Raw genomic sequence first — 23,461 nt, 5'->3', positions numbered from 1 at the left:
GTTCGGACACCGGTTCGGCCGGCGGCTCGGGGTCGGGGGCGGGCACGGCGGTGACGCGGATCAGCCCTGCAGGGCGGTCGCGCGCGCGGCGTCGTCGGCCGCGTCCTCCTCGGCGTTCTGGTCGGCGATCCGCGCGGCCGTCCGGCTGCGGAGGCCGTCGACCCTGCCGGAGATCTGGGCCGACATCGCGTCGCGCTGCCGGCTCAGCAGCACGTAGCTGAGCGGCGCCGAGACCACGGCGGCCACCAGGAACAGGAAGATCGCGCCGGTCTGCCCCTTGACCGGGATGACCTGGAAGTGGCCCAGCAGCAGGGCGACCAGCAGGCAGCCGAGGAAGATGCTGACCCGCATGGAGGTGTAACGGAGCGTGGCGTGGGACTTGTCGCTCACCTTGCTGCTCACGGGGGACACATCCTTCTCTGCGCGGGGACCGGACCGGTATCCCAGTGAAGCATGCCGGACGCGCCGCGCGGGGCACGGGTCACCCGGCCCCCGCGCGGCCGTCCGTCAACGCAGGTCCAGCCACATCGTGACGTCGTCGCGGTCGTCCCCGGGGGCCACCCGGATCGCGGCGGGGACCCGGCCGACCTCGGTGTAGCCGCAGCGGGCGTAGAAGGCCTCCAGCCCGAGACCGCCGCGCAGGGTCAGCCGCAGTCCCTCCAGCCCCCAGGCCCGGGCCACCCGCTCGGCCTCGGCCATCAGCTCGGCGCCGTAGCCGCGGCCCTGGAAGTCGGGGTGCACCATGACGCGCTTGAGCAGCCGCCAGTGGTCCATCAGGCCGAACCGCATGGAGTCGAGGAAGAGCAGGGCGGCCAGCCGGCCGCTCTCCCGCTCGCGGGCGATCAGCAGCCGGTCCGGCCCGGCGGGCGCGAGGCCGGCGAAGTGCGGGTCGGCGGTCTTCCAGACCTCGTCCTCCGTCACCGGCGCCACGAAGCCGACCGCGCCGCCGGCGTTGGTGACGTCGGTCCAGAGCCGGACGATGTCGGCGCGCAGGTCCGGACCGGGCTCGGGGTCGAGGGTGAAGGCGAGCGTCATGACGGTGAGCCTAGTGTCCGCTCACGACAGGCTCGGCGCGGGCGCCCCCGTCCCCGGCCGGTCCGCCCGCAGGGCCAGGCAGAGCAGCACGGCGACCGCGCAGAGCCCGCCGGCCGCGTACCAGGCGAGGTCGTAGGTGCCGAGCGCGTCCCGGGCGAGGCCGGCCAGCCCGGCCACCGCGGCCGCGCCGAGCTGGTGGCAGGCCAGCACCCAGCCGAAGACGATCGGCGCGTCGTCGCCGAAGTGCCGTCGGCAGAGCGCGACGGTCGGCGGGACGGTGGCCACCCAGTCCAGGCCGTAGAAGATCACGAAGGCCAGGATCGGCGGCTCCAGCGAACCCGCGAACAGCTGCGGCAGCAGGAACAGCGAGAACCCGCGCAGCGCGTAGTAGACGACCAGCAGCAGCCGGGAGTCGAAGCGGTCGGTGAACCAGCCGCTGGCGATGGTGCCGATCACGTCGAAGATCCCGATCAGGGCCAGCAGGCTCGCCGCCGTGGTGACCGGCAGGCCGTGGTCGTGCGCGGCGGGGATGAAGTGGGTGCCGACCAGCCCCGCCGTCGTCGCGCCGCAGATCGCGAAGGAGCCGGCCAGCAGCCAGAACGCCCGGCTGCGGGAGGCGTCCCGGAGCACCCGCAGCGAGCGGGCCAGCGCCCGGTTGTCCGCCACCGGCGGGGGCGGCTCCTCGGTCGCGCCGTACGGGAGCAGGCCGAGGTCGGCGGGGCGCTCGCGCATCAGCAGCAGCACCGGGACGGCGACCGCGCTGGCCGCCAGCGAGACGACGACGACCGCCGAACGCCAGCCGTGCTCTTCCACCAGCCAGGCGCCGACCGGCAGGAAGACCAGGTTGCCGGCCGCGCCGGCGGCCGTGAGCACACCGGTGACCAGGCCCTGGCGGGCCCGGAACCAGCGGCCGGTGACGGTGGTGGCGAACGCGCCGGCCATCGAGCCGCTGCCGAGGCCCACCAGCACGCCCCAGCAGAGGACCAGTTGCCAGGGCTCGCGCATCAGCATGGTGAGCCCGGCGCCGACCGAGATGGTCAGCAGCGCGCAGACCACCACCAGCCGGACGCCGAAGCGGTCCATCAGCGCGGCGGCGAAGGGGGCGGTGAGGCCGTAGAGCGCGAGGTTGACCGAGGTGGCGCTGGATATCGTCCCCATCGACCAGCCGAACTCGTTGTGCAGCGCGTCCATCATCAGGCTGGGCGTGGAGCGGAAGCCGGCCGATCCGAGCAGCACCAGCAGCGAGACCGCGGCGACCACCCAGGCGTAGTGCGGCCGGGGGCGGCCGGTGCGGCCCGGCCGCGGGAGCCCGGAGGCGGCGAGGTCCGGTGCGGGGGCCGGTGCTTCGGGGCGGGCCGGCGCGGCGGTCGGGCCCGGGGTGGGGGTGTGGCGTTCGTTCACCCGGCCGAGTCTCCCGAACGGCCCGAACGACCACGAGTGGCCTGGCTGCCAGCTTTCGCAAAGATCGGGCCAGCGGTTCGGCGTACGCTGGTCGCCGGCCCGGGCGACGGGCGGCGGGGTGCCCGGCGGCAGGCGGCGGGCGCCGGCGGGGAACGGAAGGGCGGGCGCGATGGCGCACAGGATCGCGGTACTGGCACTCGACAGGGTGATCGCCTTCGAACTGGGCATCCCCGCAAGGATCTTCGAGTCGGCCAAGGACGCCGACGGCGTGCCGCACTACCAGGTGGCCACCTGCACCGTGGACGGCCGGCCGGTCCCCACCAGTACCGACTTCCGGATCGCCGTCGACCACGGGCCCGAACTCCTGGAGTGGGCGGACACCGTGGTGATCCCGGCCTCCGCGGACCAGGGGCCCCGGGAGGTCGACGCCCGGCTCGATCCCGCCCTGGTCGCCGCGCTGGCCAGGATCCGGCCCGGCACCCGGCTGGTGTCGATCTGCACCGGCTCATTCGTCCTGGCGGCCGCCGGACTGCTGGACGGCCGCCCGGCCACCACCCACTGGCGCTACACCGAGCTCTTCGCCGCCCTGTACCCGAAGGTCCGGCTCGATCCGGACGTCCTGTTCACCGACGACGGGGACGTCCTCACCTCGGGCGGGGTGGCGGCCGGCATCGACCTCTGCCTGCACATCGTGCGCCGCGACCACGGCAGCGCGGTGGCCAACGCGGTGGCCCGCACCTGCCTGGTGCCGCCCTGGCGCGAGGGCGGCCAGAAGCAGTACGTCGAACTCCCGCGCCCGGCCGTCGACGCCGGCCCCGGCGCCGCGGCGGTCCGCGCCTGGGCGCTGGAGCACCTGGACCAGCCGCTCCCGCTGCGCCTGCTCGCCGACCGGGCGGGCATGAGCGTGCGGAGCTTCACGCGGCGGTTCCGCGAGGAGACGGGCAGCAGCCCGGGCCAGTGGCTGACGGTCCAGCGCGCCGAGCGCGCCCGCCAGTTGCTGGAGAGCACCGACATGACGATCGACCAGGTGGCCCGGGAGTCCGGCTTCGGGACGGCGGCCTCGCTGCGGCTGCGGCTGCGCGGGCGGCTGGACGTCGCGCCGAGCGCGTACCGGCGCACCTTCCGGTCGGTGGAGCGGTCGCACTGACGGGGCGCCACCCCCGCGGGCCGCTCAGCGGCGGACAAGTGGGCGGCGAATGACCGGAACCGGCCCTGAGGAACGCACGGACCGGACGGCGGCGGGCCGCACGCACCCCGAGCACGGCACGGCCCGCCGCCATCCGATCGTGAAGCACGGGCCCTGAACCCGCGCAAAGCCCACCGCACTCGCCAAGGAGCCACCGCGCGATCGGCGTACCACGGCCCCCCTGCTGACATGATCCCCCTGGACAGCAGCACCGCAGCGGCGTTCGGGTGTTCCCTCGGCGTCCCCTCGCAACGGAGAGCTGCTCCCAGAGTGATCAGTCGGATACGTCACGTCAATGGGTTGTCCGAAATTCGGAATGGTTGCGTCAGGTTTCGGCCCGTTGATCGTCGGGCCTCACTGGGCCAGTGCGGCCCAGTCCACGGCGGTCAGCGGGTCCACCGGCGGCGCGCCGGCGCCGATCTCGCACCAGACGCGCTTGCCCGAACCGTCCGGATACCAGCCCCAGCGGTCGCAGAGCAGTTCGACCAGCTCCAGGCCTCGCCCGTTGGTGGCGTCGGCGTCCGGCCCCGCGTGCCGGGGAGCCGGCGCGGCCTGGCTGGCGTCGGCGACCTCGACCCGGAGCGGGCCGATCGCGGCCGTCTCGCGCGGCGCGCCGCCGCAGCCCGTCCCGTCCACCGGCCCGCCGGCCGGCGGGCAGCCGCCGGCCGCCGAAGTACCGCTCCCGGCCGGGGAGTCGTCGACGGGGAAGCAGAGCCGCAGGACGGCCGGACAGCCGGTGTGCACCACGGCGTTGGTCACCAGTTCGGAGACCACCAGGACGACCGTCTCGGCGATCGGAGCGTCCGGGTCCACCCCGTGGTTGAGCAGCCGCGAGCGCACCCAGCGGCGGGCCCGGCCGACCTCCGCGGGGTCCGCCCGCACCGCAAGCTGTACCTGAAGAACCTGCACCGCTCCACCACCCGCACTCGCAGTTCGGCCATCGTCTCGATCGGGCCGGATCGTCCGGCCGGCTGGTCCCGGCTCCCGCCGGGCCGCCGCAGGCCGGGCCGCCGTACGTTCACATCCGGTACGTCGCGCCCGCGCCATCTCGTCCGTCGCGCTCCGGCTGCGACACGAATACGCCTCAGGATGGTTCGACGGGCGGACCGCAGCAAGCGCTTCGGGCATATTCCAACGATCGGGGGACAGGGCAGTGCATACTGTCCCGTTCACTCTGGCGAGCCTCGTACCGGCGATCGTCCGGCCCGGGCCGACCGGCCGGACACGCAGTGGCGAACCTACCGCCGGACACCCCGGGCGCGCCGCCCGCCACTCGCGAACCACCCGTGCGACATATGTCCAACGGCCTTCGAACAGCGGGACCCGCGGCAGATCCCACGATGTGACGATCCGAAACCGGGTGGCCCCTCCGGTACCGAATCCGCCCGCTCCCGGAAGGCCGCAGGATACCGTTGGGCACGGCAGCGAACCCCACGGTAGGAGGGTGGTTACCGATGGCCACCCCCGGCAGCGCCCCGCGCTGGGACGAACAGCTCCAACGGCGCCTCGCCCGCGGCGAGGAGACGGCGCTGGGCGAACTGTACGACCAGCTCGCGCCGATGGTGCACGGACTGGCCGGGCGGATACTGGCCGACCAGGCCGCCGCCACCCAGCTGACCCGCGAGATATTCGCCCACGTCTGGGAGCACCCCGAGGCCTTCGACCCCACCCGGGGCTCGCTCCGCTCCTGGCTCGGCGCCCTGACGCACAGCCGCGCCGTCGACCGCCTGCGGGTCCGGCGGGCCGCCGAGGCCCCGCTGGGCGTCGAGGGCGCGGACGGCACCGGCGCGCCGGGCGGGCCCGTCGAGGAGGAGATCCGGGCCGTGGCCACCGCCGCCCGCGTCCAGTACGTGGTCGACTCCCTCCCGCAGAGCCTGCGTGAGACCATCGAGGTGTCGTACTACGACGGCCGCACCTACCAGGAGACGGCCCGCCGGCTCGGCATCACCGAGCAGACCGCCAAGCAGCGGATGCGGCTCGGCCTGGAGCTGCTGGCCACCGAACTCGCCGAGGAGCGCGCCCATCAGCGGCAGCCGGGCCCGCCCGACTGCCGGCGGCACGACGGGTGCGACGGCGGGCCGCGGCAGGGCACCGCGCCGCACGGGGGACCGGGTCACCCGGGGCAGCGGCACGACGATCGGCACCACGAAGGACAGCCCCACGAATGCCGGCACGACGACGGACAGCGGCACGACGGGCGCCGGCACGACGGACCGCGCCACGGGAACGAGGGCGGGGGCACGTGACCATCACCGAGGAGCAGCACGAGGCCCTGCGCTCGCTGCTCGGCGCCTGGGCCCTGGGTGCCTGCCCGCGGCGCGAGGCCGCCGAGTTGGAGCAGCACCTGCGCGGCTGCCCGGGCTGCGCCGAGGAGGCCGCCCGGCTCCGGGACGCTGCCGGCTGGCTCTCCGCCGACGAGCCGCTCGACCAGCCCGCCTCGCTGCGCCAGCAGGTCCTCGACTGGTGCCTGACCCGGCGGCCGGCCGAACTGCCCGTCCCCGCCTGGGGCGTTCCCTACACCGCGGAGACCGCCAAGCTCGACGCACTGCTGCGCGACCTCGGCCCGGAGGAGTGGCAGGAGGTCGCCGAACTCCCCTGGCACGGCGGTACCGAGTACCTGCGCCCGGCCGAGGTGCTCTGCCATCTCGCCGCGGTGGACGGCTACGTGGCGCTCGCCCTCGGGCTGCCCGACCCCGTCCCGGGCGGCGGCGCGGCGACGGCCGACCGCCGGGTGCCGCCGCAGGACGCGGCTCCCCCGCTCCCCCGGGTGCCCCGGCAGAGCGGCCCGCCGTGGGCCGGGATCAGCGAGCGCACCGCCCGGCTGACCGCCGAGCAGGCCGGGCAGCCCCCGCAGCGGGTCCGGGCCCGGTGGCGCCGGCACTGCCACGAGCTGGTCCGCACCGCGGCCCTGGCCCCGCAGGGCAACACCCCGGTGGACTTCGGCTTCGTGACCGTCCCGCTGCGCGACGCCTTCGTCGACCGGGCCTTCGAGTGCTACGTGCACGGCGAGGACGTGGCCCGCGCGGTCGCCTACCCGTACGCCCCGCCGGCGCCGCAGCACCTGCGGCAGATGGTCGACCTGGCCGTACGGATGCTCCCGGCCGCGCTGGCGGGCCTGCGGGCCTCCCGGCCCGAGCACGCCGGGACCCCCGCGGGCGGACCGCCCGACGGCACCGCCCGGACCGGCCGGCAGATCCGGCTGGTCATCGACGGACCGGCCGCCGGCGAGTGGCTGATACCGCTGGACGACCCGGAGTGCGGACCGCCCGGCGGTGAGCCGGTGGCCGCGATGGTCCTGGACGGGCTGGAGTTCTGCCAGCTGGCCGCCGCGCACCGCGACCCGGACCGGGTGCCGGTCGGCGAGCACGGCGACCGGGCGGCGATCCGCGAGGTGCTCCGGGCGGCGCCGCTGCTGTCCCGCCCTTAGCCGGGCGGGACGCGGGCGGACGGGACGCGGGCGGACGGGACGCGGGCGGACGGGACGCGGACGGGCAGCGCGGGCAGACCCCGGGCGGACTCTAGGTGAAGACCACCGTGCGGGTGCCGTTGAGCAGCACCCGGTGCTCGCTGTGCCACTTCACCGCGCGCGCCAGCGCCTGGCACTCGACGTCCCGGCCGAGCGCGACCAGCTGGTCCGGGGTGATGTCGTGGGTCACCCGGGCCACCTCCTGCTCGATGATCGGGCCCTCGTCGAGGTCGGCGGTGACGTAGTGCGCGGTGGCGCCGATCAGCTTCACACCCCGGGTGTGGGCCTGGTGGTAGGGCTTGGCGCCCTTGAAGCTCGGCAGGAAGGAGTGGTGGATGTTGATCACCTTGCCGGACAGCGCGGTGCAGAGCTCGTCCGAGAGCACCTGCATGTAGCGGGCCAGCACGACCAGCTCGACGTTCTCCTCGGCCACCAGGTCCAGCAGTTCCTGCTCGGCCGCGGCCTTGTTGTCCCGGGTGACCGGGATGTGGTGGAAGGGGATCCCGTAGCCCTCGGTGAGGTCGCGGAAGTCGGTGTGGTTGGAGACCACCGCGGCGATCTCCACCGGCAGCGCGCCGATCCGGGTGCGGAACAGCAGGTCGTTCAGGCAGTGCCCGAACTTGCTGACCATCAGGACGATCCGCATCCGCTCCTCGGTCGGGTGGATCTGCCACTCCATCCCGAACGACGCGCCGATCGCGGCGAAGCTGGCCCGCAGCTTGTCCACGCTCACCGGCTCGGCCGCGGTGAAGTGCACCCGCATGAAGAACAGTCCGCTGTCCCCGTCCCCGAACTGCTGGCTGTCGATGATGTTGCAGCCGGTCATGAAGAGGTAGCTGGAGACCGCGTGGACGATGCCCTGCTTGTCGGGGCAGGACAGCGTGAGGACGTACTGGGCGCTGGCCGTCTGCTGTTCCACGGTGGGGATATCCCGTCCTGAGGTCGTGCCGGTGGTGAATGGTCCAGCGTGTCACATCCTGGACAGCGACCGTTCCGCTGCCCGCACTGCGGGACGCTCCGGCCCACCGGCGGGCAGGCCGGGACCCGGGCCGCCGGCGCGGGTCCGCGCCGGAGCGCCCGGAACGGGCTCAGGAAGGGCTCAGGACGAGGTCAGGATGCGCAGCACGTCCAGCGAGCGCGGCGGGGCGTCCGGGTCCTCGCCGTCGTTGACCGCCAGCTTGACGTGGGCCTCCCGGGCCGCCCGGACCGCCTCCGGCCAGCCGTGGTGCCCCAGGTAGGCGGAGGCCGGGGCGTCCGCGCCGACCTGGTGCAGGATCCGGACCACCCGCAGCACCGCGACGTCCACCACCGCCGCCTCGGCCGAGTCCCGGAAGATCGTGCCGACGTACTTCTCGGCGGACCAGCGGTCCAGCCAGGTGTCCTCGACCAGCCGGTAGACGGCGTCGGTCACGTCCCCGAAGCCCTCCCGGCCGGAGAGCCAGGTCTCCTGCTGGAACCCGGGGTCGGACAGCATGTGCAGCGCCGAGCGCAGTCGGGCTCGCCAGCGCCACCAGGGCAGGTCGTTGAGCGGCATGCCGCCCATCGTGCTGGAGCGGTGGCCCGGACGAGAAGGGTTTCGGGAAGACCGATACGAAGAATCTGAGCTGGCGGACATGGACAGCGATCGTACGTTCCCCGACGGTTCGTGCTCCACTCCCCATCTACACGCGTCCCCATCCGGAGTTCCGTCGGCGTTTGCCGTTCGTTCGCTTTTCGGCCCTCTCTGCTTGCGACGCCCGGGCTTGGCTGGGCCGGTACGCAGCAGAAGCGCCCCGGGAGGGAAGACCGATGACCGGCCTCAAGGGCTCGTCCCAGGCTCAGAACCCGATCGTGGCACGGCGCAACCGCCGCCCGATCGCCGCAGCCGCCATCACCGTGGCGCTGCTCCCCACCCTCTTCTCGGCCTCCGCGTGCGGCGGACCGGCCGACGCCGCCACCGGCAAGGGCGAACTGACCGTGATGACCTGGGCCCCGTCCGGCACCGGCACCGCGGACCGGCCCGGCATGACGGCCCTCGCCGAGGCCATCGGCCGCGACCTCAACGCCAAGGGCGGTCTGAACGGCCGCCCGCTGCGGGTCCTGACCTGCAACGAGCACAACACCGCCGACGGGGCCGCGGCCTGCGCGCAGCAGGCCGTGGACGCCAAGGCGGTCGCCGTGCTCGGCTCCTACAGCCAGTACGGGGACAGCTTCATGCCCGTCCTGGAGCGCGCCGGCATCCCGCTGATCGGCGGGTACGGGCTCTCCCAGCCCGAGTTCAGCAGCCCGCTGTCCTACCCGGTGGGCGGCGGTCTGCCGGCGCTGATCGGCGGCAGCGGCCGGCAGCTGGTGGAGGCCGGCTGCAAGGCCGTCGCGCTGGTCCGGCCGGACACCCCGGCCGGCGACAACCTGCTCGGCTACCTGGCCAACGCGCTGAAGCCGGCCGGGATCAAGCTGCTGGACGTCAAGGCGCCCGAGCAGTCCAGCGACTACGCGCCGGTCGTCCGCAAGGCGATCGGCAAGGACGAACCGGGGAACTGCATCACCTCCGCGCTCGCCGCCGAGCCGACCGGCAACCTGCTGGACTCCTACCGCCGGCTGGGCCCCAAGAACACCCGGGTCGCCTCGGTGATCGGCAGCGTCCAGCAGTCGGTGGTCGACTCCACCGGCGGCGACAGCGGCCCGCTGGCCGGCGCGTTCGTCACCAGCTGGTACCCGCCGGAGTCGGCCAAGGTCTGGGACGCGCTGCGCTCGGTGGTGTCCGGCGACTCCGCCGGCGGCCGCAGCGTGGACGTCTCCGACCCCGGGGTGCAGACCACCTGGGTCGCCTACGAGGTCTTCCGGCAGGTCGCCGACCGGCTCTCCGCCGCCGGCCGCCCGCTCACCGCCAAGACCGTGACCGCCCTGCTGGACGGCGGCGAGCAGATCGACGTCGGGCTCACCCCGCCGCTGAACTGGGGCACCACCAACATGCTGGCCAGCACCGAGTCGCCCCGGCTGGTCAACACCTGGGTGACCTACCAGGTGGTCAAGGGCGGCAGGCTGGCCCTGCAGCAGCCGGGTTTCGTGGACGTCCGCTGGGTGCTCACCGGGAGCCGGCCGCCGGCCTGACCGGCCTCGACGGGGCCCGCCGCGGGGCCGGACCGGTCACCCGGGCCGGCCCCGCCGCATGCCCGGGCCGGCGCCGCCGGGGCGGGCCCCGTCGCCGTCAGAGGTCGCCGTCGCCGCGGGTCGGCAGGCCGGTCTGGCCGGCGATGGTGTTCCACAGGCCGGAGGCCTGCTTCTTCGCGAGGGTGGCGGTCCCGCTGGCCTGGACCGCGTTCTTGTAGTGCTGGTTGTCGATCTTCTTGGGGTCGCAGGCGCTCTGCGCGTCGGCGGCCCAGGCCGCGTACTCGTCGTCCGCGGTCGCCGAGGCCTGCCAGGCCGCGTTGAGCTGCTCGACCAGCTGCGGGCCGCCGGGCAGCTTGTCCGTCTTGAGCGCGGCGAGCTTGGTCTGCAGCTCCCGGCGCTTCCCCGCGGCCTCGGTCAGGGCCTGCTGGGACTCGGGGAGCTTGTCGCACTTCTGCACCGCGGCGACCGCGCCGATCACCGCCTGGCGGCTGTCGTTGGCGGTGCCCAGCAGGTCGGAGAGGGGCTGGGCCTGGGCCTTGACCTCGGGGCTGACGGCAGCCGCCGAACCGCTCGCGGGCGGCGGGCTGCCGGCCGTGCTGCTGCCGGTGGCCGCCGGGGCGGCCTTCTTCCCCGGGTCCGCCGTGTCGTCGTCCCCGTTCATCAGCACGACGACCAGGAGGCCGGCGGCCACGCAGCCGGCCACCACCCCGCCGATGATCAGCTTGCCGGACGACCGCCCGCCACCGCGGTTGCCGGCCTGGGTCGGGAAGTCCTGCCCGGGGTACCCCTGCTGCGGGGCCGGGTACTCCGGCGGGGCCTGCTGGTAGGCCGGGTAGCCGTGGTCAGGCTGCTGCGGATAGCCCGGGGCGGGCTGCTGGTGCCCGGGCCGCGCCGGGTAGCCGGCCGCCTGCGGGTCCCCCGAGGGGTAGGGCGGCAGGTACTGCGTCTCCGGCGCCTGGGCGGCCTGCGGGGCGCCGTTCCACGGGGCGCCCTGGGCGGGCAGCGGCTGGCCGCCCCACGAGGCGCCCTGGGCCGGCAGCCCGTGCCCACCGCCGCCGAGGTACTCCGGCTGCCCGGAGGGCTGTCCGGGCGGCTGCTGCTGCCCCTGGAGCCCGGCCGGCGGCTGCTGGCCGGGCATCGGGGGCGGCAGTTGGCCCTGGGCGTCCGGCCCCGGGGGCTGACTCGGCTCGGGACGGAAGAGATCGTCCAGGTTGAAGTCACCCGAGTTGGGGTACGAGCGGCGCTGGCTCAACGCGATTCCTCACCTGTGCACGACCGCGCGCTGACGGCGGACCACATCTCGTCGGTTCTTGGGGGCATCACAGTTCCTTGGACGTCGCGCCCACGCTACCGGTTCACCGAACCGGGTGACCACGTGGGCGGTCCATCCCTCACCGGCCCCTCACGCGCCGCTCCTCGCCCCGGTCAGGCGGCCTCCGCCTCGGCCCGGGCCTGGAACTCGCGGACCACCCGCTGCTCCCGGTACGGCTCCAGCCGCCGCCGGAACTCGTCCAGGTACTCGACGCCCCGGTTGGACCGCAGCCCGCTCAGCAGCCGGACCGCCTGCGCGCCCGTCTCGCAGGCGCGCTCCAGGTCCCGCTGCTGCAACTGGGCCGTGGCCAGCAGCACCAGGTCCACCGCGCGGCGCCGCACCCTGGTCGGCGGGTGCAGGTCGAGCGCCCGGCGGGCGTAGTGCTCGGCCTGGCCGGCCTGCTCCAAGTCCCGGTGGCAGTGGGCCAGCTCGTCCGCCAGGTAGGCGTCGTCGAAGTGGACGATCCAGTCCGGGTCGTCCTCCGGACGGCGCCGCTCCATCGCCTCCAGCGCCTTGGCGGCCACCGCCTCGCAGGAGCGGGCGTCGCCGAGCAGGGCGTGGCCGCGGGCCTCGGCCGCGTAGAACATCGCCATCGCCGTCGGAGTGGCCACCGAACGGGCGCCCTCCTGCGCGGCGCGGGCGAGTTGGGCGATCTCCCGCGGGTTGCCGAGCGTCGCCGCCAGGTGGCTCATCGAGGCAGCCAGCACGTACCCGCCGTAGCCGCGGTCGTCGGCCGCCTGGGCGAGGCGCAGCGCCTGGATGTAGTAGCGCTGGGCCAGCCCCGGCTGCCCGGTGTCCACCGCCATGTAGCCGGCCAGCTCCGTCAACCGGGCGACCGCCGCGAAGAGTTGCCGCCCGGTCTCCTCCCGGTAGGCGCCGCCGAGCAGGCCGGAGACCACGCTGTTGAGGTAGTGGACGACCACCGGGCGGACGTGCCCGCTGCCGAACCGGTGGTCCAGGTCGACCAGCATCGCCGTGGTCGCCTTGATGGCGGCGACGTCTGTCGGACCGACCCGCGGGCCGCCGGTACGCGCCACCACCGGGTCGGGCGGGGTGATCAGCCAGTCCCGGCTGGGTTCGACCAGGGCGGAGGCCGCCACCGTCGCCCCGGTCAGGAAGTCCCGCCGGCCGACGTCGCTGCGCCAGAGCTCGCAGACCTGCTCCAGCGCGGCGTTGAGCGTCGGCGCGAACTGCAGCCCGATCCCGGAGCTGAGGTTCTTGCCGTCGGCCATGCCGATCTCCTCGACCGACACGCCCCGGCCGAGCTTGCGCCCGAGCGCTTCGGCGATCACCGCCGGCGCCTGCCCGCGCGGCTGCTGGCCACGGAGCCAGCGCGCGACGGAGGTCTTGTCGTACCGCAGGTCCAGGCCGTGTTCGGCCCCGCAGAGGTTGACCCTCCGCGCCAGGCCGGCGTTCGAGCAGCTGGCCTCCTGGATCAGCTGCTGCAGACGCTCGTTGGGCTGTCGTGCGACAAGTGGTCTCGCGGCCATTGGCTTCGCCTCCCCACACCCTCCGGTCCCGGCCGGCGGGCGACGATTCTGCTGATCTGTTGCCGACTGTCCGACCGTCCAAGGAATCTGACACCAGGTTAGCGATCAGCAACGCCACCGGGATACCCACGGTGACGATCCCCACCCCCCACGCGCCCTGGTAAATGCTCCCGTGCGCCCCCACTGCGCCCACCGTCGCCCGCCCCAACTCGGTTGCCTCACCGGTTCGGGTGACAATCGGTGCCGCCGGGCAGACCCGCTCGCGCCGGGCCGTAACCAGCCTCACGCACGGTAGTTGAGCAGCGCGTGGAAGACATCCCAGACTCCCCCGACCAGGGCGGCAACGCCGGCCTCCCTCCGCTGCTCATCGAAGCCGTCAGCTATGCCGAGAACCGCCACTGGGAGGTCGCCCCGGGCGCCTGGCTGATCGACGGCGACGGGCCGGCCCGCTGCTCCTGCGGCGACGACCGCTGCCCGCTGCCCGGCGCGCACCCGATCGACGCGGACTGGGCCCGCAAGGCGAGCGCCGGTCCGGGTGCGGTGCGGCGCTGGTGGACCGAGCGCCCCGACGCCTCGATCCTGCTGCCCACCGGCCGGTCCTTCGACGTCCTGGACGTGCCGGAGGTGGCCGGCTGTCTCGCGCTGGCCCGGATGGAGCGGATGGACCTCCAGCTCGGCCCGGTGGTGGCCGTCCCGGCCGCGCCCGGCCGGGACGGGCGGCGGCTGCACTTCCTGGTACTGCCCGGGGTGGCGGCCAAGCTGCCGGAGATGCTGCGCCGGCTCGGCTGGCCGCCGGGCCGGCTGGACCTGGTGGCCCGCGGCGAGGGCGACTGGACGGTGGCCCCGCCGTCCCGGGTCGGTCCGAGCGGCTTCGCGCAGTGGGCCCGCTCGCCGTCCGCGCTGAACCGCTGGCTGCCCGACGCCGCGGAGCTGATCAGCCCGCTGGCGTACGCGTGCGGCCGCGAGGCGCCCTCGGTCCGCCCCCGGCCGGCCCAGCCGGCGGCGGTGCGCTGAGGCCCGGCCGACCGTCCGGCCGCCCGGACCCGCGCCCGGGCGGGCGATCAAGCCGGTGATCGGCCGAATGATTCACCACCCCGTGGACAGCCGCCCTACGCCTATCGGGTGAGGGCGTGCGATGCGCGACACCCCGCGCGCGACTGACGGGCCTTGCCCCCCACCGGAGGCGGGGCCCGTCAGACGCATGTGCGGATAAGGCTTCGATGTACCCGCTGGTCAACGGCGAAAGCCCCTCGTACGAGTGACAACGCTCAAGGATTGCCATGATCTGCCGAGGGGAGGAATTCCACCGTGAGGGGACGCCGGAAGGGTCGCTCGGACGGGGAAGCCGGGTGAGGCGGTCGGGAGGGAGCGGAGGGGAACCGGGAGGGGAGCGGGAGGGAACAGGAGGGGAGCGGGAGGGGCCGTGGCACCGGCCGGGTTCGGGGAGGCCGGTGCCGCGGGAGCGGGAGGGACGGGGAGGGCGAGCAGGGCCCGGTGCTTCGGGAGCACCGGGCCCTGCTCATCGCTTCGCGTCGCACGGCCGGCGAGGCCGTCACGGCCGCGCACCGCGCCGTGGTCAGGGCTGCGCGACGAAGACGTGCGCCGCGATCTCCTTGCCCAGCTCGGCCGCGTTGTCGCCGGTGCCCACCAGCACCCCGCCGACCCCGGCGGAGACCCGCACCGTGGAGCCCGGCCGGATCCCGGCCCGGCGCAGCGTGCGCATCAGCTCGCCGTCGGTCTGGATCGGTTCGCCGATCCGGCGGACCACCACGTCGGCGCCGCCGTCACCCGGCCGCACCGAGTCCAGCGGCACGAGCGCGGCGTCGAAGCCCTCGCCCTCGGCCTTGGCGTCCCCCAGCTCGTCCAGCCCGGGGATCGGGTTCCCGTACGGGGACTGGGAGGGGTGGCCGAGCATGGCGAGCACCTTGCGCTCGACCGTCTCGCTCATCACGTGCTCCCAGCGACAGGCCTCCTCGTGCACCTGTTCCCACTCCAGCCCGATCACGTCGACCAGCAGGCACTCGGCGATGCGGTGCTTGCGCATCACCCGCACCGCGAGCCGGCGCCCCTCCTCGGTGAGTTCGAGGTGGCGGTCGCCCGCGACCTGCAGCAGCCCGTCCCGCTCCATTCGCCCGACCGTCTGGCTGACCGTGGGGCCGCTCTGCTCCAGGCGCTCGGCGATCCGGGCGCGCATCGGGGTGATGCCCTCCTCCTCCAGTTCCAGGATGGTGCGAAGGTACATCTCAGTGGTGTCGATCAGCCCAGACATCGCCGCTGGCTCCGTTCCTCGGTGTCCTCATCGCCAATTCTGACGTACCGGGCAGGCAACCGGGCCCGCGCAGGGGCTCCGGGGGCGGGTTTTCGTTCCTGTTGACAGCGGCACCGGTGAGGCAGCAGCGTGCTCGCCGTAGCTTTCTCCATCGGCGGCCCGGTCGGCGGGCCGTCCCACCCGGCCGGCGGCCCCCACCGGCAGAGAGCGAAGGCAACAGATGAGCGACCTGGTCGGCCGGTACTTCGACGCCGCGATCGAGCACCTGCGGCGGGTCCGCGCCGAGGAGGCCGGGACCATCGAGGCGGCCGCCGCGCTGCTCGCCGGGGCGGTCCGCGAGGGGCGCCGGATCTTCACCTTCGGCTCCGGCCACTCCTCGCTGGCCGCCCAGGACGTGGTCTACCGGGCCGGCGGACTCGTCCCGGTCAACCTGCTGGACGTCCCCGGGATGGCCGGGGTGACGGTGATGCCGGCCCCGCTGGCCAGCGCGCTGGAGCGGGTCTCCGGGCTGGCCACCACCACCCTGGACCTCACCCCCGCCACCGCCGGGGACCTGCTGTTCGTCATCTCGCTCTCCGGCCGCCAGGTGATGCCGGTCGAGCTGGCCCAGTACGCCCGGTCCCGCGGCCTGAAGGTGGTGGGGGTGACCTCGCTGGCGTACCCGGAGGAGGTCCCGTCGGCGCACCCGTCGGGCACCTATCTGAAGGACCACTGCGACGTCGTGCTGGACAACAAGATCGCGGTCGGGGACGGCGAGCTGACCCACCCGGCGGCCGAGACCACCTTCGGCCCGGTCTCCACCATCGTCACCAGCGCGCTGATGCAGGCCGTGGTCGCCTCGGCGGTCGGCCGGCTGGCCGACGCGGCGGCCGCCGGCGACGGCGCCGCCCCGCCGCTGTTCCGCTCCGGCAACGTGCCCGGCGGCACCGAGTGGAACGCCAAGCAGATGGCCGACAACGCGGAGCGGATCTTCTACACCTACTGAGCCGCCCGGCCCGGCCGCCCCGGACCCTCACGATATGGGACAACCTCCGGCGGCATCCCGGCCAATGCGGCCGGGCCCGGCCCCGGCCGGGCGTGCCGGGCGGGCGGGCTGGGCAGGAGGACGGTGCGACCGGAGCGACGGGTGGGGGCCGAGGATGGCGTCGGGTGCGGATCCGATGGGGTGGGCGCGCGAGGAGGACCTGCTGCCCGAGCTGTTCCGGGTCGCCGACACCGCCTCACTGCGGGGCCAGCGGCGGTCGGTCCTGCTCTCCGCCTGGGAGCTGGCGCTGCTGGTGGCCGCCGCCGCGGCGGGCTCGGCCGACGGCGAGCCCTGGGCCTGGCCGGCCGCCGTCGCCTACCTCGGCGCGATCGTCCTCGCCCTGGTGATCAGTCGGCAGAACCCGCAGGGCCTCTGGTACGAGGGCCGGGCCGCCGCCGAGTCGGTGAAGACGCTCGCCTGGAAGTTCGCCGTCCGGGCCGACGCGTACCAGCCGCCGCCGCGCAGCCTGCCGGACGCCGAGGGCCTGTACCGGTTCCAGCTCGGCCGGGTGCTGAACGCCTTCCGGGGCAGCGGCGCTCTCGGCCCGGCCGCCGGGGGCGCCGGCCCGGACGGCGGCGACGGCACCGGGGTCACCGAGGCGATGCGCGGCCTGCGCGGCCAGCCGCTGGCGGTGCGCCGCGAGGTGTACCTGCGGCAGCGGATCCAGGTGCAGCACGGCTGGTACCGCGCCAAGGCCCGCTACTGCGCCCGGGCCGGCTTCTGGACCGGCGTGCTGGGCGTGGTGCTGCCGCTGCTCGGCCTGGTGCTGGCCGTCCTGCGGGCGATGGGCTGGTTCCGCTACGACGCGCTCGGCACGGTCTCCGCGGTGGCCGCCTCGGTCACCGCCTGGGCCCAGCTGCGCCAGTACCGGCCGCTGGCCGCCGCCTACCGCCTGGCCGCCGACGAACTGGAGCTGATCCGCCGCCAGCTGGCCGGGCTGGACGTCGCCTCGGCCGACGCGGAGGAGATCTGGGCCCGGCTGGCCCGCGACGCCGAGGACGCGGTGTCCCGGGAGCACACCACCTGGCAGGCCCGCCGCGAGGTGCGCGGGACGACCGACCGGGACCACTGACAGGGGCCCCGAGCGGAGCCCGGACCGGAGCCTGAGGAGGCCGCGCGTGTCATTACGGATGGTCAAGGCGGCCGACGGCCGTGCCCTCGCCGTCGAGACCGTGGGCGACCCGCGCGGCCGGCCGGTGTTCCTGATGCACGGCATGCCCGGCAGCCGGGTCGGCCCGCACCCCCGCAGCACCGTGCTCTACCGGCTGGGGGTCCGGCTGATCTCCTACGACCGGCCCGGGTACGGGGACTCCACCCGGCTGCGCGGCCGCCGGGTGAGCGCGGCCGCCGCCGACGTGCGGACCATCGCGGACTCCCTCGGGCTCAGCCGGTTCGCGGTGCTCGGCCGCTCCGGCGGCGGACCGCACGCGCTGGCCTGCGCGGCGCTGCTGGCCGAGCGGGTCAGCCGGGTGGCCGTCCTGGTCGGCCTCGCCCCCAGGAACGCGACCGGCCTGGACTGGTACGGCGGGATGACCCCCTCCAACGTGCGGGCGTACCGGGAGGCCGAGCGCGGGCACAACCGGATGGCCGACACCATGCGGTTCCGCTCCGAGCAGATCCGGGCCGACCCGGGTCGGCTGCTGCGGGCTCTGCGGCCGGAACTGCCGCCCACCGACCGCGAGGTGGTCGCCGACACCGGGCTGCGCCGGATGCTGCAGAGCAACTACCGCGAGGCCTTCCGGCACGGCGCGGACGGCTGGATCGACGACGTGCTGGCGTTCACCGCCGACTGGGGCTTCAGGGTGGAGGACATCACCGTGCCCACCTGGCTCTGGCACGGCGCCGACGACCAGTTCTCCCCGGTCGACCACTCGCGCTGGCTGGGCGACCACATCCCCGGCGCCTCGCTCTTCCTGGAGCCCGGCGCCGCGCACTTCGGCGCCTTCCGGGTGATGACCGCCGCCCTGGCCTGGGCGGCGGGCCAGACCTCCACCGGCCAGACCTCCACCGGGCTGCCCTCCACCGGGCTGCCCTCGGCCGGCCTGCCGCCGGGCGGCCCGCTCAGGCCCTGACGCGGCCTCCCGGCGCCCCGGGAGCCGGCGGGAGACCGGAGCCGTTCAGACCCCGACCGGGGTGACCGGTTCGCCGCCCGCCAGCACCGCCAGCACGTTGTCCACCGCCAGGCCGCCCATCGCCTGCCTGGTCCGCACGGTCGCGCTGCCCAGGTGCGGGGCCAGCACCGCCCGCTCCTGGGCGAGCAGCGCGGCGGGCACCGCCGGCTCGCGCTCGAAGTTGTCCACCGCCGCGGCGAACAGCGCGCCCGACTCCAGCGCGGCGGCCAGCGCCTCCTCGTCCACCACCCCGGCGGTCATCGAGACCACCACCGCACCGGGCGGCAGCAGCGCCAGCCGCCGGGCGTCCAGCAGGTGCCGGGTGGCGGGGCCGAGCGGGCAGGTGACCACCAGCACGGTGGACCGCGCCAGCAGCTCCTCCAGCGGCAGCCACTCGGCGCCCTCGGCCTGCTCCGGGGGCAGTTCGCGGCGGTTGTGGTAGCCGACCGGCATGTCGAACGCGCGGGCCCGGCGGGCCACCGCCTGCCCGATCCGGCCCATGCCGAGGACACCCAGCGGGGTACCGGCCAGCTCCAGGCCGAGCAGGAAGTTCGGCGCCCAGGCCCACGGCCGGCCGGACCGCAGCAGCCGCTCGCCCTCGCCGAGCCGGCGGGTGGCGGCCAGCAGCAGCGCCCAGGCCATGTCGGCGGTGGCGGCGGTGAGCACCCCGGGGGTGTTGCTGACCGCGACGCCCCGCTCGGCGCAGGCGGCGAGGTCGACGTTGTGGTGGCCGACCGCGTGGTTGGCGACGATCCGCAGACCGGGCCCGGCCGCGTCCAGGAAGGCGCCGTCCACCACGTCGTCCAGCGTGGTGATCACCGCCGACCGGCCGCGGACGGCGGCCAGCAGCTCTTCGCGGGCCATCGGCAGGTCCGAGTCGTGCCGCGTCACGGTGTGCCGTGCGGTGAGCCGCTCGATCACCCCGGGGGCGAGGCGTCGGGTGACCAGGACCGGGGGCGGGGGCTGCTCGCTCATAGGGCCCGAAGCATACGCTCCGGGCCCTATGAGCGAGCAGCGCTCCGGTCACACCGGCTGCGGTTCCAGGTCCCGGTTGATCCGCTTCCAGCCGCGGGCCGCGACGGTGTTGGGGTGTTCCTCGCCGAACTGGCGGATCAGCTCGGCGATCGCCCGGGCGCGCAGGTCGGCGGCCTGGCCGTGCCGGCCGGCGGCCCGCAGGGTGACCGCCAGGTTGGCCTCGCAGGCCACCGCGTCCGGGTGGCGGGGCGTGTAGCGCTCGCACAGTCCGGCGTAGGCGCGGCGGCCCAGCTCCTCGGCGAGTCCGACCTGGCCGGCGTCCCCGTGGGCGTTGGCCAGGTTGATCATCGCGTTGAGGGTGTACGGGTGCTCCGGGCCGACCGAGCGGGTGAGCCCGTCCACGGTGTCCCGGCCGCGCTCGATGGCCCCCGGGACGTCGCCGCTGCCCCGCAGGTAGATGCCGAGGTTGTTGGCGCAGGCCAGGGTGAACGGGTGCTCCTCGCCGAACAGCCGGCGGTGGCCCTCGTACACGGTGGTGCAGAGGTCGCGGGCGGCCTCCTTGTCGCCGGAGGCGCTGTGGTCGGCGGCCAGGTTGAGCGCGCAGGCCAGCGCGTCGGGCGCGTCTGCGCCGTACCGCTCCAGGTAGCGCTCGTAGGTCTCCTTGGTGATCCGCCGGGCCTCGGCCAGCTGACCGGTCCGGCGCAGCGAGACGGCCAGCGACTTGGCGTTGCGCAGGTTCTCCGGAAGGTCCGGGTCCAGCACGTCGCCGAGGTCGTTGGTGACCTCCTGGAGCAGCTCCACCGAGCCCCGGTAGTCGCCGAGTTCGCGCAGGTCCCGGGCGAGGTTGGACTTGGTGGAGAGGGTGTAGGGGTGGCGCGGGCCGAGCACCGCGGTGCGCCGGTCCAGGGTCTCCTGGTCGAGTTCGCGGGCGGCCTCGCTGTCGCCGACCAGCCGGTAGTCGATGGCCAGGTTGTTCGCCATCGAGAGGGTGCGCGGGTTGTCGTCGCCGAACAGCTCCCGGAACTGGTCCAGGATCTCGCGGTCCAGGTCGAGCGCCTCCTGGAACCGGCCGAGGGCCCGGCGGTCGGCGCCGAGCGAGCCCGCGGTCATCAGGGTGTAGGGGTGGTGCTCGCCGAGCAGGGCCCGCTGGCGCTCCAGGGTGGACTCGTCCAGCGCCAGCGCGTCGGCGTAGTTGCCCTGCGAGCGGAGCACGTTGGCGAGCTGGAAGCGCAGCAGCAGGGTCTGCCGGTCGTCCTCGCCGAGCTTGCCGGTCCACTCCGCGTCCAGCGCGTGGCCGAGGTCCCGGGCGCGGTCCAGCTCGCCGCGCTTCCAGAGGTAGCGGACGCGGTCGATGAGCAGCTGCCGGGTGTCCGCCTCGTCGCAGTTGTGCGCCCTGGAGGGCGACAGGTGCGGCCAGATCTCGTCGAAGGCCGGCCAGTTCGCCGGGTCGTCGGTGTCCCCGAGGACGGGCCGGGCGCCGGTGAGGATGCGGTGCACCTCGTGGACGGCGACCTCCTGCTCGTCCTCGGTCATCTCGGCCCGGATCACCGCCTGGACCAGCCGGTGCACCTGGAAGCTGTTGGTGCCGGCGTCGACCTTGGCGAGCGCGTACCGGCCGATCGCCTGGATCACCTTGCCCAGCATGAACTTGTCGCTGAGGTCGGCGTCGTACTGCACCAGCGCGCGGATCATCTGGTCGCTGTAGAACAGGTTCATCGAGATCGGCTCCGGCGCGAAGAACGCGCAGAGCTGGAGCAGCCGGACCGCCGCCGGGGACTGCGTGCGCAGCCGGCCGATCGAGACGTTCCAGGTCGCGCCGACCGGCGTCGGGTAGTCGGCCGGACGGGCACCCGCCAGCGCGCGGGCCGCCTCGGCCTGCAGCTGGGTGACGTAGGTGTCCACCGGCGTGCCGGTGGTGTCCAGCCAGGCGGCGGCGACCTCGACGGCCAGCGGCAGGTCTCCGACCGCCTCGGCCACCCGGTCGGCGTCCGAGCGGGAGAGCCCGCGGGCGCGGCGGCAGAGGTGCTCGACGCTCTCGCCGCGGGTGAAGACGTCGACCTCCAGCGCCTCCGCGTGCCCGGACCAGGCCTGGTTGCGGGAGGTGACCAGGATGTGGCCGGAGCCGCCGGGGAAGAACCGGCGGATCTCGGCGGGTTCGTCGGCGTTGTCGAAGATCAGCAGCCAGCGCGAGGTGGGCACCCCGCGGCGCAGCGCCTCCCGGGCCGCCTCGGCGGCCTCGGTCACCGAGTCGCCGACCCGCAGACCCAGCCGGCGGGCCAGGTCGGCCAGCGCCGGGGCGACCAGCTCGGTCTGTTCCGCGTCGATCCACCAGACCAGGTCGTAGTCGGACATGAAGCGGTGCGCGTACTCCAGCGCCACCTGGGTCTTGCCGACGCCGCCGAGCCCGTACAGCGTCTGCGGGGTGGGCAGCACGGCGGCCATCCCGCCGCGCAGCTGGTTGCGCAGCTGCTCCAGGACGGCGGCCCGCCCGGTGAAGGAGGGGTTGCGCGGCGGCACGTCCCAGACCTGCGGCTTGCTGCCGGGGAAGCGCGGGCCCGTCCCGGTGGTCTCGGCGAGCGGCACGTCGGCCCGGCCGAGGGCGCGCAGCAGCGTCTGCACGGACTGCGTCTCGTCCCGGCCGACCAGGTCGACCGGGTTGCGGTTGCTGAACGGCGCGGTGAGCCGGACGTCGCCGACCCGGACCGGGACGAGCTGGCGCCGGGTGCCGGACGGATCGGAGCTGACCACCGACTCCCAGAGCGCGCGGGCCTGCGGCGAGCGCTGATAGGCGGGCGAGAGCACGGCGACCGTGCGGTAGGCGGCGTCGATGCCGCGCTCGGTCTCCTGGCGCGGGTCGGAGCCGGCGCTGAGGTCCCGGGGCAGCACCCGGAAGCCGGCCCGGGTCAGCACCGACTCGATCCAGTCCGCCCACATCCGGTCCTCGGGGACGTAGGAGAGGTAGAGGTCGGCCGGGACGGACGGGCGGCGCCGGGTGAAGGCGTCGACGTAGCGCAGCCGGACCTCCTCGTCGACCGTCGGCAGCGAGGTGACCCGGCCGTTGGTGATCTCGCCGGTCAGCCGTTCGCAGGCGGCCAGCATCGAGGTCTGGGTACCGCCCTGGTCACCGAAGGTCGCCAGGATCTCCTCGTAGGCGTAGAACGGCCGGTAGGGGATCTCCACCGAGCCCCAGTAGTGGGCCAGTTCCTCGCCGGACAGACCGGCCGGCAGGCCGTCGAAGCGGATCCGGGCCAGCGCCCGGCCGGCGTCCGCCTTCTCCTTCTCGCCCTCGTCGATGCGCATCGGCACCGGCAGGATCCGGATGCCGCGCTCGCGGTAGCGGTCGTGGATGTGCTGGGCGATCCGGGAGGCGCCGTCGATGGACTGGTCGCTCAGGGTGAAGCAGACCACCAGGTCGTCGGGCATCTGGACGGTGCAGATCTCGGCGATGTCGGACAGGCCGGTACGGGAGTCGATCAGTACGTAGTCGTAGCGCTTGCTCATGTCGGCCTTGAGCGCGTCGAAGAACTGCCCGCCGTCGAAGCGGTCGTAGAAGATGTCCCAGTCCAGGTGGGTGACGGCCTCGGAGTAGTCCCGGTTGAACTGGCCGGCGGAGAGGAAGTCCAGGCTCCCGCCGCCGGGGAACAGCGGCCAGGAGAGCGAGAGCGCGTGCGGGTGCACCCGGGCGAAGTCGAGGTGCCAGCCCTCCTCGTGCTCGACCGGCCGCAGCGCCTCCTCCCGGTACTCGGCGATCAGGTCCATCATCCCGGTGGTGCCGGCCAGCACCGCCGGGTCGAGGAACGGGTGGAAGAACTTGGCCAGGCCCGGCGCCTCCAGGTCCCAGTCCACGGTGAGCACCCGGAAGCCGTTGGCCGCCAGGATCCAGGCGGTGTTGGCGAGCGCCATGGTGCGCCCGGTGCCGCCCTTGTAGGAGTAGAAGGTGATGACCCGGCCCTGCCGGTCCTGCTCCGCCTCGCGCTGGGCGGCGAGTTCGGCCGCGGTCAGGCCGCCGATGCGGAGGTTCCTGGTGCGGTTCTCGCTCATGCGCCCACCTCGCTGCCCTCGGCGGTCGCTTCGCGAGACGCGCCGCCCCCGATGATTCGCT

General features: G+C 74.5%; 19 protein-coding genes. 8 read left to right on the top strand and 11 right to left on the bottom strand.

Annotation, left to right across the window (positions count from 1 at the left end; genetic code table 11):
* Positions 1 to 60: 60 nt before the first annotated feature.
* From ACZ34W_RS09820 to ACZ34W_RS09810, 3 genes are all read right to left on the bottom strand, one after another.
* Entirely contained in the window at positions 61 to 402 is a 342-nt protein-coding gene (locus ACZ34W_RS09820) for a DUF4229 domain-containing protein (RefSeq protein ID WP_329489223.1), read from the bottom strand.
* A 105-nt stretch (positions 403 to 507) separates the two neighbouring features.
* On the bottom strand, positions 508 to 1,035 hold the full coding sequence (locus tag ACZ34W_RS09815) for a GNAT family N-acetyltransferase (RefSeq protein ID WP_465602972.1): 528 nt from the start codon (positions 1,033 to 1,035) through the stop codon (positions 508 to 510).
* A 21-nt stretch (positions 1,036 to 1,056) separates the two neighbouring features.
* Positions 1,057 to 2,436, bottom strand: a complete 1,380-nt coding sequence (locus ACZ34W_RS09810; RefSeq protein ID WP_465602970.1) for an MFS transporter — start codon at positions 2,434 to 2,436, stop codon at positions 1,057 to 1,059.
* Between the two features lie 169 nt (positions 2,437 to 2,605).
* On the opposite strand from ACZ34W_RS09810, the gene ACZ34W_RS09805 reads away from it, so the two are divergent.
* The gene (locus ACZ34W_RS09805; RefSeq protein WP_329489220.1) at positions 2,606 to 3,583 is read left to right on the top strand and encodes a GlxA family transcriptional regulator; all 978 of its coding nucleotides are present in this window, start codon (positions 2,606 to 2,608) and stop codon (positions 3,581 to 3,583) included.
* A 393-nt stretch (positions 3,584 to 3,976) separates the two neighbouring features.
* Here the strand turns inward: ACZ34W_RS09805 and ACZ34W_RS09800 are convergent, their stop codons facing one another.
* Positions 3,977 to 4,531: an ATP-binding protein gene (locus ACZ34W_RS09800; protein ID WP_329489219.1), complete on the bottom strand. Its 555-nt coding sequence runs from the start codon at positions 4,529 to 4,531 to the stop codon at positions 3,977 to 3,979.
* A 545-nt stretch (positions 4,532 to 5,076) separates the two neighbouring features.
* Here ACZ34W_RS09800 and ACZ34W_RS09795 point away from each other — a divergent pair.
* Entirely contained in the window at positions 5,077 to 5,868 is a 792-nt protein-coding gene (locus ACZ34W_RS09795) for a sigma-70 family RNA polymerase sigma factor (protein ID WP_465602967.1), read from the top strand.
* Positions 5,865 to 7,049, top strand: a complete 1,185-nt coding sequence (locus tag ACZ34W_RS09790) for a zf-HC2 domain-containing protein (RefSeq protein WP_465602965.1) — start codon at positions 5,865 to 5,867, stop codon at positions 7,047 to 7,049. The genes ACZ34W_RS09795 and ACZ34W_RS09790 overlap by 4 nt, the downstream gene beginning before the upstream one ends.
* 91 nt (positions 7,050 to 7,140) lie before the next feature.
* On the opposite strand, the gene purU is transcribed toward ACZ34W_RS09790, so the two are convergent.
* Entirely contained in the window at positions 7,141 to 8,007 is an 867-nt protein-coding gene (gene purU / locus ACZ34W_RS09785; RefSeq protein ID WP_442906841.1) for a formyltetrahydrofolate deformylase, read from the bottom strand.
* Between the two features lie 180 nt (positions 8,008 to 8,187).
* Positions 8,188 to 8,631 carry an SCO4402 family protein gene (locus ACZ34W_RS09780; protein WP_442906840.1) on the bottom strand — a complete coding sequence of 148 codons (444 nt, stop codon included), beginning with the start codon at positions 8,629 to 8,631 and terminating at the stop codon, positions 8,188 to 8,190.
* A 245-nt stretch (positions 8,632 to 8,876) separates the two neighbouring features.
* On the opposite strand from ACZ34W_RS09780, the gene ACZ34W_RS09775 reads away from it, so the two are divergent.
* The gene (locus ACZ34W_RS09775; protein ID WP_329489215.1) at positions 8,877 to 10,178 is read left to right on the top strand and encodes an ABC transporter substrate-binding protein; all 1,302 of its coding nucleotides are present in this window, start codon (positions 8,877 to 8,879) and stop codon (positions 10,176 to 10,178) included.
* 97 nt (positions 10,179 to 10,275) lie between these two features.
* Here ACZ34W_RS09775 and ACZ34W_RS09770 read toward each other — a convergent pair whose 3' ends face one another.
* Complete coding sequence (locus ACZ34W_RS09770) at positions 10,276 to 11,430, bottom strand: hypothetical protein (protein ID WP_396488816.1); 1,155 nt, start codon at positions 11,428 to 11,430, stop codon at positions 10,276 to 10,278.
* A gap of 173 nt (positions 11,431 to 11,603) precedes the next feature.
* Entirely contained in the window at positions 11,604 to 12,980 is a 1,377-nt protein-coding gene (locus ACZ34W_RS09765; RefSeq protein WP_329489213.1) for a tetratricopeptide repeat protein, read from the bottom strand.
* A 315-nt stretch (positions 12,981 to 13,295) separates the two neighbouring features.
* Between ACZ34W_RS09765 and ACZ34W_RS09760 the strand changes: the two genes are divergently transcribed.
* Complete coding sequence (locus ACZ34W_RS09760; RefSeq protein WP_329492210.1) at positions 13,296 to 13,994, top strand: bifunctional DNA primase/polymerase; 699 nt, start codon at positions 13,296 to 13,298, stop codon at positions 13,992 to 13,994.
* 562 nt (positions 13,995 to 14,556) lie between these two features.
* Here ACZ34W_RS09760 and ACZ34W_RS09755 read toward each other — a convergent pair.
* Positions 14,557 to 15,249, bottom strand: a complete 693-nt coding sequence (locus ACZ34W_RS09755; RefSeq protein WP_352291441.1) for a metal-dependent transcriptional regulator — start codon at positions 15,247 to 15,249, stop codon at positions 14,557 to 14,559.
* Positions 15,250 to 15,469: 220 nt separating this feature from the next.
* On the opposite strand from ACZ34W_RS09755, the gene ACZ34W_RS09750 reads away from it, so the two are divergent.
* The 3 genes from ACZ34W_RS09750 (at position 15,470) to ACZ34W_RS09740 (ending at position 18,345) form a co-directional block, all read left to right on the top strand.
* Positions 15,470 to 16,234, top strand: coding sequence for a sugar isomerase domain-containing protein (locus tag ACZ34W_RS09750; RefSeq protein ID WP_465602961.1), 765 nt, complete (start codon positions 15,470 to 15,472; stop codon positions 16,232 to 16,234).
* A 175-nt stretch (positions 16,235 to 16,409) separates the two neighbouring features.
* On the top strand, positions 16,410 to 17,345 hold the full coding sequence (locus ACZ34W_RS09745) for a DUF4231 domain-containing protein (RefSeq protein WP_329489210.1): 936 nt from the start codon (positions 16,410 to 16,412) through the stop codon (positions 17,343 to 17,345).
* A gap of 58 nt (positions 17,346 to 17,403) precedes the next feature.
* The gene (locus ACZ34W_RS09740; RefSeq protein ID WP_465603083.1) at positions 17,404 to 18,345 is read left to right on the top strand and encodes an alpha/beta fold hydrolase; all 942 of its coding nucleotides are present in this window, start codon (positions 17,404 to 17,406) and stop codon (positions 18,343 to 18,345) included.
* A gap of 45 nt (positions 18,346 to 18,390) precedes the next feature.
* On the opposite strand, the gene ACZ34W_RS09735 is transcribed toward ACZ34W_RS09740, so the two are convergent.
* On the bottom strand, positions 18,391 to 19,359 hold the full coding sequence (locus ACZ34W_RS09735) for a 2-hydroxyacid dehydrogenase (RefSeq protein ID WP_329489209.1): 969 nt from the start codon (positions 19,357 to 19,359) through the stop codon (positions 18,391 to 18,393).
* A 48-nt stretch (positions 19,360 to 19,407) separates the two neighbouring features.
* A complete protein-coding gene (fxsT, locus tag ACZ34W_RS09730; protein ID WP_396488823.1) occupies positions 19,408 to 23,400 on the bottom strand; it encodes an FxSxx-COOH system tetratricopeptide repeat protein in 3,993 nt (1,330 codons plus the stop codon).
* Positions 23,401 to 23,461: the final 61 nt, after the last annotated feature.

The organism is Kitasatospora sp. NPDC022856, from assembly GCF_055561235.1.
The sequence above is the reverse complement of the archived record's forward strand: the minus strand, read 5'-3'. Positions and strand labels throughout refer to the sequence as shown.